Origin of the sequence: Nonomuraea sp. NPDC049684 (assembly GCF_044465345.1) — a bacterium.
In the GTDB taxonomy this organism is placed as follows: domain Bacteria; phylum Actinomycetota; class Actinomycetes; order Streptosporangiales; family Streptosporangiaceae; genus Nonomuraea.
Genome location: NZ_JBITLO010000016.1, coordinates 224709 through 233497 on the forward strand (window position 1 = coordinate 224709; position 8789 = coordinate 233497).

Consider the following 8789-nt stretch of genomic DNA (forward strand, 5'->3'; position numbering starts at 1 on the left):
CGACCTCATGAGCGACCTTCAGCAGCAGGTGCAGCAGACCGCCGACAAGCTGGTCGAGTCAGGCGCCGAACGCGGGTTGCAGGTGGCCGTCTACCGCGACGGCGTGCAGATCGTGGACGTGGTGGCGGGCGTGGCCGACCCGGAGACCGGCCGCCCGGTCACCGCCGACACCCCGTTCTACAACTTCTCCATCGGCAAGGGCGCGACCTCGACGCTCGCCCACATGCTGGCCGAGCGCGGCCTGTACGACTACGACACCCCGGTCGCCGACCTGTGGCCGGAGTTCGCCGGGAACGGCAAGGGCGGCGTGACCGTCCGCCACGTGCTGACCCACACGGCCGGCGTGCCCGGCGTGCCGCTCGACACGACGCCCGAGGACGTCTGCGACTGGGACAAGATGGTCGCCGCCCTGGAGAACGCCGAGCTGTGGTGGGAGCCGGGCACGAAGATGGGCTACCACGCCTACACCTTCGGCTTCCTCGTCGGCGAGATCGTCCGCAGGGCCACCGGCAAGCGCATCTCGCAGGTGCTGCTGGAGGAGGTCTCCGGCCCGCTGGGCGTGGCCCGCGAGCTCTACTTCGGCATGCCCCCGGCGGAGCAGCACCGCCTGGCCCGGCTGGAGGACGAGCCGATGGACCCGTCGGCGTTCGGCGACCTGCCGGCCGACCTGCCGATGTTCAGGGCCGGGCCGATGGAGCTGATGCCCAACGCCGCCCTCGGCAGCAGGCCCGACTACCTGACCGCCGACATCCCGGCCGGCGGCAAGACCTCGGCCAGGGCGATCGCGCGCATGTACGCCGCCCTGCTCGGCGAGGTGGACGGCGTGCGGCTGATCTCGCCGGAGCGGCTGCGCGAGGCCACCACGGTGGCCTACAGCGGCCCGGACGAGGTCTTCGGCATGCCCTCGACGTGGGGGCTCGGCTTCACCATCGGGCTTCCCGGCGGCTCGCCGCAGGAGAGCGCGACGGCGTTCGGCATCGGCGGCGCGGGCGGCAGCTACGCGTGGGCCGACACCGCGACCGGCACCGCCGTCGCCCTCACCAAGAACCGCCTCACCAACGACTTCGCCGCCGTCGGCGAGCTGGCCGCCCTGATCGCCCGCTCCTGAGGGCGCGGGGGCTCAGCCGTCGCGGCACAGGGGCCGGCCGCCGACCACGCAGGCGATGCCGTCGAGGTCGCAGCTCAGCAGGGTGCCGTCCATGCCGAGCACGAGCACGAGATCCCTCCTCGACCGGTGGGCCAGCATGATCCGGCCGACGACACCGTTGTCCAAGACCACGGTCGGGCGGCTCGCAGCGCTGTCCATGTCCTGGCGACTCCTCTCGGGTTCACAACAGGCCACGCGCCGGACCCGTCCCCACCAGGATGCACAGCCTCCGCCTCCGGCGCATCGGTCATCCGGCTCTACTTTCGTACGGATCCTGCGTTGTCGCCCTCCCGCCATGCTCGCGGGAGGCGTGGTGCGAGACTGGCGGTGGCAGGCGACGTGCAAGGAGGCCGGCGTGCGGACGTGGTTGACCGAGCGGTTCGGGCTGACGGTGCCCCTGGTGGGCGCGCCCATGGCCGGAGTGGGCGCGGGTCGGCTGGCCGCCGCCGTCTGCGCGGCCGGCGCGCTCGGCGTGATCGGGGTGTCCTCCGCCGCCCCCGCCTCCTGGATCGAGGCCGAGGCGGCCGTCGCCGCCGGGAGCGGGCGGCCGTACGGGATCGGGCTCATGGCCTGGGCGCTGCCCGGCAACCCGGCCCAGTTCGAGGCCGTGCTCGCGGCCCGGCCGCGGCTCGTCTCCGTGAGCTTCGGGCCGTACGAGCGGTACGTGGAGGAGCTGCGGCAGGCCGGCATCACGGTCGTCACGCAGGCGGGCACCACCGACGAGGCCCGCGCCGCCGAGCAGGCCGGCGTCGACGCGGTCGTGGCGCGCGGGGCCGAGGCGGGCGGCCACGGCCGGGCCGACGTCGGCACGCGGCCGCTGCTCCAGAGCGTGCTGGCGGCCGTCCGCGTCCCGGTGCTGGCGGCGGGCGGCATCGCCACCGCGCGCGGGCTGGCCGCGGTGCTGGCGGCGGGGGCCGAGGGCGCGTGGGCCGGCACGGCGTTCATGGGCTGCGCGGAGACGGCCCTGCCGGAAACGGCGGCGGCCCGCGTGCTGGCCGCGGCCGAGACCGACACCGCCTACGGCCGCGTCTTCGACGTGGCCCAGCGCCTCGACTGGCCGGCCGAGTACGGCGGCCGGGCCCTGCGCAACACGTTCTTCGACCGCTGGGCCGGTCACGAGGAGGAGCTGGCGGCCGACGAGGAGGCCGCCGCGCGGATCGCCGCCGCCCGCCGCGACGGCGACTACGACACCGCCTGCATCTACGCGGGCCAGGCCGTCGGGATGGTGAACGAACGGCGTACGGCCGCCGACGTGGTGGCCGGTTTCGCCGAGGCGGACGCGCTGCTGCGCCGCTTCGCCCCGCCCGGTGGATGACGCCGGTCCTGGCCTGATGCATCCTCTTGTGCCATGACACATCAGACGCTGCCCCCAGCGCCCCCAGCGTCCCCGCCGCCCGCCGCGCCCTCCGTCGCCACGGCACCGGGGACCGCGTCCGCCAGGGGCAGCGTGCTGGAGGTGATGGAGAAGATCGGCACGGTCGTCGTGCCGATCGCCGTCGCCGTGTACGCCCTGCTCTACCTGGGCTTCGAGAGCGTCTACGACACCTTCGGCATCACCCCCGAGCAGGCCGGGCTCACCCAGGCGAGCATCTTCGGCCACCTGGTGGCGACGCTGGTGCTGCTCTTCCTGACCCTGCTGCCGCTGCTCGGCCTGGTCGTGGGCGCCTGGTGGCTGCTCGACCGGATCACCCGCGGCGCCGCCGGGCGCGTCCTCGACCGGGGGCGGGAACAGCCGTGGCTGGCCGCCGCGGTGGGCGCGGCGCTGTCGGGCGTCGCGTACTGGGGGCTGCTCGGCATCCTCGACGTCACCGGCACGCCGGTGCTGGTCACGGTCGCGGTGGTCGGGCTGTTCTGCCTGCTGGTGCCGTACCGGCTGCTGCGGGCGCGGCCCACCGGACGGGCCGCGATGCGGGTGCTGACCGGCGCGCTGGTGGGGGTGGGCCTGGGGTTCGTGCTCGTCGGCTGGATGACGCAGGGGGCCGAGAGGGTGCACGACCGCGGCGAGGCCAACCTCGTGCTCCAGCTCACCGGGTTCTCCAACCAGTGGGCCGAGGTGCGCGACGACTCCGGCAAGCTCCTGTCGAAGGGGCAGCGCTGGCTGGTGCTCGGCCAGGACTCCGGCGCGTACGTCTTCTACGACTGCGCCACGGCCGGCACGATCCGCCGTCCGATCGACGCGACGGTGCTGAGCAGGATCGAGCTCGACCCCGAGTTCGGCGACGCCCGCCCCTGCGGCTACGCGGCCAAATAGAACACGTTCCGGTAAGTTACCGAGTAGTATGACCACCGAACAGTGGTAGGCGAGGAAATGGGCCACCATGTCTGAGCTAGAACGTGTTCCGCCCGGAGTGGATCCGAACGTGCCAAGCTCTGCCCGGGTGTACGACTACCTGCTCGGCGGCAAGGACAACGTCGCCGTCGACCGCGCGGTCGCCGAGAGGCTGCTGGCCGTCGCCCCCGACGCCCGGGCCGTCGCCAGGGCCAACCGCCGCTTCCAGATCCAGGCCGTGCGCCACGTCGCCCGCCAGGGCGTGCGCCAGTTCATCGACCTCGGCACCGGCATCCCCACCTCGCCCAGCATCCACGAGACCGTCCGCGAGGTGAGCCCGGCCTGCCGCGTGGTCTACGTGGACCACGACCCGATGGTCCGCCTGCACGCCCAGGTGCTGCTCGCCGACCAGCCCGGCGTCGCCGGCATCCAGGGCGACCTGCGCAGGCCCGCCGACGTGCTCGCCGACCCGCACGTCACCGGCCTCATCGACTTCGACCAGCCGGTCTGCGTGCTGATGGCCGGCGTGCTGCACTTCGTCACGGACGCCGAGGACCCGGCCGGCATCGTGGCCGCCTTCAGGAAGCCCATGGTGCCCGGCAGCCATCTGGTGCTCTCCCACGCGATGGCCGAGAGCTCCCCCGAGGCCATCGCCCAGCTCGACCTGGCCACGGCCGGCTCGCCCGCCCAGGGCGCGTTCCGCAGCCACGACGAGGTGCTGCGGCTGTTCGACGGGTTCGAGCTGATCGGGCCCGGCCTGGTACCCGTCCAGGACTGGCGGCTCGCGGACGACGACCACCTCCCGCTGCTCGACGGCCCGCCCCGGCTCCGGCTCGACGGAGGCGTGGGCCGGGTGCCCGTTCAGTAGTCCTTCAGCGCGATGTTGGTGGCGAACTTGTCGGTCACCTTCATCATCAGGCCGAGCAGGAAGCCGAACTTGAAGGTCCAGTTCCGCATGCGGATCCCGGCGGGGGAGCCGGGCGCCAGGAACGTGCCCGCGTTGTTGCCGCTCCGCGTGACCTTGGAGTAGCGGCGCATCTGGCGCTCGTACTCGGCGAAGGCCACGCGGTGGTCGCCGCCCGCCGCGGCCAGCTCCTCGGCCAGCACGTACGCCCCCACCAGCGCCAGCCCGCTGCCGAACCCGCCCAGCGTGCTGCCGTACGCCGCGTCGCCCAGCAGCGCCACCCGGCCGTGGACGTACCGGTCGATGCTCACCCGGCTGATCGAGTCGAGGTAGACGTCCTTGGCGCCGCGCACCGCGTCGAGGACCTGCGGGGTGCGCCAGCCCATGCCGGCGTAGGCCCGCTCCAGGATCGCCTTCTGCTGCTCGACGTCGTAACGGTCGTAGTCGAGCCGCTCGGAGGCGAAGACGAAGAACGCCGGCGCCTTCGGCCCGCCGACCGCGATCATCCTGCCCGGCTCGTTGTACATCTGGCCGTGCGGCCCGAAGTCGGTGTCCAGCTCCACCAGCGCGTAGTAGTGGCCGAGGAAGTCCACGCAGTCGGACTCGGGGCCGAAGGCCAGCCTGCGGACGTTGGAGTGGATGCCGTCCGCGCCCACGACCAGGTCGAACGTGCGGGGGGCGGAGCGTTCGAAGGTGACGTGCACGCCGCCCGGGGTGTCGGTGAGCGAGGTGATGGAGTCGCCGAAGACGTACTCGCAGGTGGACGCGGTGCGCTCGTACAGCAGGCGGGCCAGGTCGCCGCGGCGGATCTCGATGTCGCCGCCGGTGAACTCGCCGGGCAGGACGCCGAGGGTGCGGCCGGCGGCGTCCACGAAGTACTGGTCGGTGCCGCCGGTCTGGAGGCGGCGCACGTCGTCCATGATGCCCATGCGGGTCAGGACGGTGCGGTGGGTCTCGCCCTTGAAGTCCACCGCCTGGCCGCCCTCGCGCAGGTCCGGCGCCTTCTCGACGACGGTGACGCTGCAGCCGTGGCGGGCCAGGCAGTGGGCCAGCGCGGGGCCGCCGATGCTGGCGCCGGAGATCAGTACGCGGGTGTTGTGCAGGTTGTCTCTCATGCCGGTAAGCCTCGCCGGGAGCGCTGACAGCCCGGCGACGACCGGCTGACAGTCCCCGGCCCGGCCGTGCCGCACTGTCAGAGGCCGTCCCGGGCTGTCAGAGGCCGTGCCGCACTGTCAGGGGCCGTCCCGGGCTGTCAGGCGAGGATCGTGGAGCGGGCCTCGTCCCTGGTCATCGCGGCGCCGCGGGCGTACAGGGCGGCGAAGCGCTCCGGGCCGAGCGCGGCCGTGGCGGCGGCGGCCGTCGCGGCGACGTCGTGGTCGCCGGTCACCGCCGTCCCGCGCAGCGCCACCCCCACGCCGAGCAGCAGCGCCGCCCGTTCCGGCGGGTCGTCGAGCAGGGCGGCCCCGGCCAGGCCCTCGACGGCGCCGGCCAGGTCGCTGTCGACCGGCGAGCGCAGCGCTAGGGCCACCGCCTCCCGGTGCCGGGCCGCGGCCTCGCCCGCCTCGCCCCTGGCCTGGGCCAGCCGGGCCAGCGCCGTGAGCACCTGCGGATCCGTGCTGCCGGCCAGCGGGGAGCCCGGAGCGGTGGCGGCCAGCGCGTCCCGCAGCCGTTCGGCGGCCTCGTCGAGATCCCCCTCGATCCTGGCCAGGTCGCCCAGCCTGACGTGCACGGCCGCCGTCCGCTCGGGCCGTCCCAGCTCGCGGGCCAGCTCGCGGGCGCGCAGGCAGTCGGCCCTGGCAGCGGCCAGGTCGCCCGCGCGCGACCGGGCGTCGGCCCGCCGGCACAGCACGTCCACCAGCTCGTCCAGCGCCCCGAGCTCGTCGAGCAGGTCGAGCGCCTGCGCCCACAGCTCCGTCGCCCGGTTCCACTCGCCGCGCCAGCCCGCGATGACCGCCAGCCAGTCGAGCCCCTGCGCCTTCCCCCAGCGCTCGCCCAGCGCGCCGAACTCCGCCAGGACGATCTCCAGCTCCCGCTCGGCCGCCGCGACGCCGCCGTTCAGCAGCAGGAGCAGCGACTCACCGAGCCGGCCGAGCGCCCGGCTCCACGGGTCGCCGCCGAGCTCGCGCTGCCGCGGCCGTTCCGCGCCGCGCTCGGGCGGGCCCGCGGTCATGCCCCACAGCGCGGCGGCGAACGGATGCCGTACCGGCCCGTCCGGATCCGTCGTGATCTCGACGGCCCGCTTCCAGTGCGGCGATCCGGTGCCGGGGGCGGCGTGCAGGACGGCGAGCACGTACTCGTCGGTCAGGCCCGCCGGCGGCTCGGGGCCGATCACGTCGAGCAGCCGCCGGGCGGGCTGGACGGCCTGGCCGCGCCGACCGCTCAGATACCAGTACATGGCCAGGGCGGCGATCAGCCGCAGCGCGGTCGGCGGGTCGTGCTCGACGCTCCAGCGCAGCGCGGACTGGAGATCGGCGTCGTCGGCGCCCAGGCGGGCCAGCCATTCGAGCTGCTCGGCACGGTAGAGGTGGGGTTCGGCGCGCCGGGCGTGCTCCAGGTGCCAGGCGGCGTGCGCGGCGCGCATCCGCTCCTCCTCGCCCGCCTCGGCCAGCCGCCCGGCGCAGAACAGCCGGACGGTGTCGAGCATGCGGTAGCGGTCGCCGGCGGTCTCCACCAGCGACTTGTCCACCAGGTCGGCCAGGAGCACGGCGCTGTCCTCGCCGCACACCCGCTCGACCGCCTCCAGCCGGGCCCCGCCGGAGAACACCGAGAACCGCCTGGCCAGCACCTGCTCCTCGGCGTCCAGCAGGTCCCAGCTCCACTCCACCACGGCGTGCAGCGTCCGGTGCCGGGCGGCGGCCGTGCGGTCGCCGCGCGAGAGCAGCCGGAACCGGCCGTGCTCGGCCAGCCGCGCGGCGATCTCCGCCACGGGGAACGTGCGCACCCGGGCCGCGGCCAGCTCGATGGCCAGCGGCAGGCCGTCCAGCGCCGCGCAGATGCTCAGCGTCGCGTCGAGGTCCAGCTCCAGTCCGGGCCGTACGGCGGCGGCCCGGTCGGCGAACAGCCTGACCGCCGGGTAGGCGAGCGCGTCCCCGGCCGGAGTGCCCGGCGGCGGGGTGCCCAGCGGCGGGAGCGGCACCAGCTGCTCGCCGGTGATGCCCAGCGGCTCCCTGCTGGTGGCCAGGACGCGCACGCCGGGACAGCCGGCCAGCAGGCGGCGGGCCAGCGTGGCGGCCTCGGCGACGACGTGCTCGCAGTTGTCCAGGATGAGCAGCAGGTCCTGCTCGGCGAGGGCGGCGACCAGGCGCTCGGCGGGGTCGGCCAGGCCGGGGACGCCGGGGCTGAGCGCCGACTCGCGCAACCCGAGCGCGTTCAGCACCAGCAGCGGCACCTGTCCCTCCCCGGCCGCGGGCGACAGGTCGGCGAAGCACGCCTGCCGCTCCTGGCCGCGGGTGGCGGCCTCGACGGCCAGGCGGGTCTTGCCGGTGCCGCCGGGGCCGGTGATCGTGACCAGGCGCGCATCGCGCAGCGCGGCCAGGCGCGCCAGCTCCTCCTCGCGGCCGACGAACGTGGTGAGCTGCGGCGGCGGCGCCGACCGCGTGGCGTGCGCGCGCCGCTGCTCGCCGCGCAGGATCGCCAGGTGCAGCGCCGCCAGCTCCGGCGAGGGGTCGGCGCCCAGCTCGTCGGCCAGCAGCCGCCGCGCCTCGTCGTAGACGGCCAGCGCCTCGGCCTGCCGTCCGGCCGCGTGCAGGGCCCGCATCAGCAGGGCGCGCGGGCGTTCCCGCAGCGGGTGGGCGGCGACCAGCTCGCGCAGCCCCGCCGCGGGCTCGGCCTCGGGCAGGTGCAGGTCGGCCTCGTACAGGTCCTCCCGGGCCGCGAGGCGCAGCTCCTCCAGCCGGTCGGCCTGCCCGGGCGCGTACGCGGCCTCGCGCACGTCCGCGAGCGCCGGGCCGCGCCACAGGTCCAGGCACTCCCTGAGGACGGCCGCCGCCGCCGCGTGCCGTCCCGCCGCGAGCAGCCGCCGGCCGTCGCGGGCCAGCCGCTCGAAGCGGTGGGCGTCGACGTCCTCGGGCGGGACCGCCAGCCGGTAGCCGGCGCCGTGGAACTCGATCAGGTCGGCGGGCAGGTTGCGCCGCAGCCGGGAGATCTGCGCCTGTACGGCGTTGGCCGCGCCGGCCGGCGGGCTCTGGCCGTACTGGGCGTCGATGAGCCGCTCGACGCCGACCGTCCGGCCCGCCTCCAGCAGCAGCAGGACGAGCAGGGCACGCGGCCGGGGACCGCCCACGGCGATCGGGTCGCCGTCGGCCGATCGCACCTCCAACGGGCCCAGGATGCCGAACTGCACGTGGTCGATTGTCCAGCATCGTGGCTGTTATCCGCACGTGGATGGGTGTGACCAGCGGTAACAGAAATGTCGGTATGCCTACCGATGAACATACGTATTTTCGCGCAGTCAACCAGCGCTTAGCGTC

At 74.8% G+C, this 8789-nt stretch carries 7 protein-coding genes; 4 read left to right on the forward strand and 3 right to left on the reverse strand.

Annotation, left to right across the window (positions count from 1 at the left end; genetic code table 11):
• Nucleotides 1–7 precede the first annotated feature (7 nt).
• Nucleotides 8–1108, forward strand: a complete 1101-nt coding sequence (locus ACIBST_RS39360; protein WP_397178641.1) for a serine hydrolase domain-containing protein — start codon at nt 8–10, stop codon at nt 1106–1108.
• 12 nt (nt 1109–1120) lie between these two features.
• Here ACIBST_RS39360 and ACIBST_RS39365 read toward each other — a convergent pair whose 3' ends face one another.
• Nucleotides 1121–1306, reverse strand: coding sequence for a hypothetical protein (locus ACIBST_RS39365; protein ID WP_397178642.1), 186 nt, complete (start codon nt 1304–1306; stop codon nt 1121–1123).
• A 196-nt stretch (nt 1307–1502) separates the two neighbouring features.
• On the opposite strand from ACIBST_RS39365, the gene ACIBST_RS39370 reads away from it, so the two are divergent.
• From ACIBST_RS39370 to ACIBST_RS39380, 3 genes are all read left to right on the forward strand, one after another.
• Nucleotides 1503–2462 carry an NAD(P)H-dependent flavin oxidoreductase gene (locus tag ACIBST_RS39370; RefSeq protein ID WP_397178643.1) on the forward strand — a complete coding sequence of 320 codons (960 nt, stop codon included), beginning with the start codon at nt 1503–1505 and terminating at the stop codon, nt 2460–2462.
• A 33-nt stretch (nt 2463–2495) separates the two neighbouring features.
• The gene (locus ACIBST_RS39375) at nt 2496–3398 is read left to right on the forward strand and encodes a hypothetical protein (RefSeq protein ID WP_397178644.1); all 903 of its coding nucleotides are present in this window, start codon (nt 2496–2498) and stop codon (nt 3396–3398) included.
• A gap of 67 nt (nt 3399–3465) precedes the next feature.
• A complete protein-coding gene (locus ACIBST_RS39380) occupies nt 3466–4284 on the forward strand; it encodes an SAM-dependent methyltransferase (RefSeq protein WP_397178645.1) in 819 nt (272 codons plus the stop codon).
• Here the strand turns inward: ACIBST_RS39380 and ACIBST_RS39385 are convergent.
• Both ACIBST_RS39385 and ACIBST_RS39390 read right to left on the reverse strand, forming a co-directional pair.
• Entirely contained in the window at nt 4278–5435 is a 1158-nt protein-coding gene (locus tag ACIBST_RS39385; RefSeq protein ID WP_397178646.1) for an FAD-dependent monooxygenase, read from the reverse strand. The two genes, ACIBST_RS39380 and ACIBST_RS39385, sit on opposite strands and share 7 nt — an antisense overlap.
• 137 nt (nt 5436–5572) lie before the next feature.
• Nucleotides 5573–8662 carry a BTAD domain-containing putative transcriptional regulator gene (locus ACIBST_RS39390; protein WP_397178647.1) on the reverse strand — a complete coding sequence of 1030 codons (3090 nt, stop codon included), beginning with the start codon at nt 8660–8662 and terminating at the stop codon, nt 5573–5575.
• Nucleotides 8663–8789: the final 127 nt, after the last annotated feature.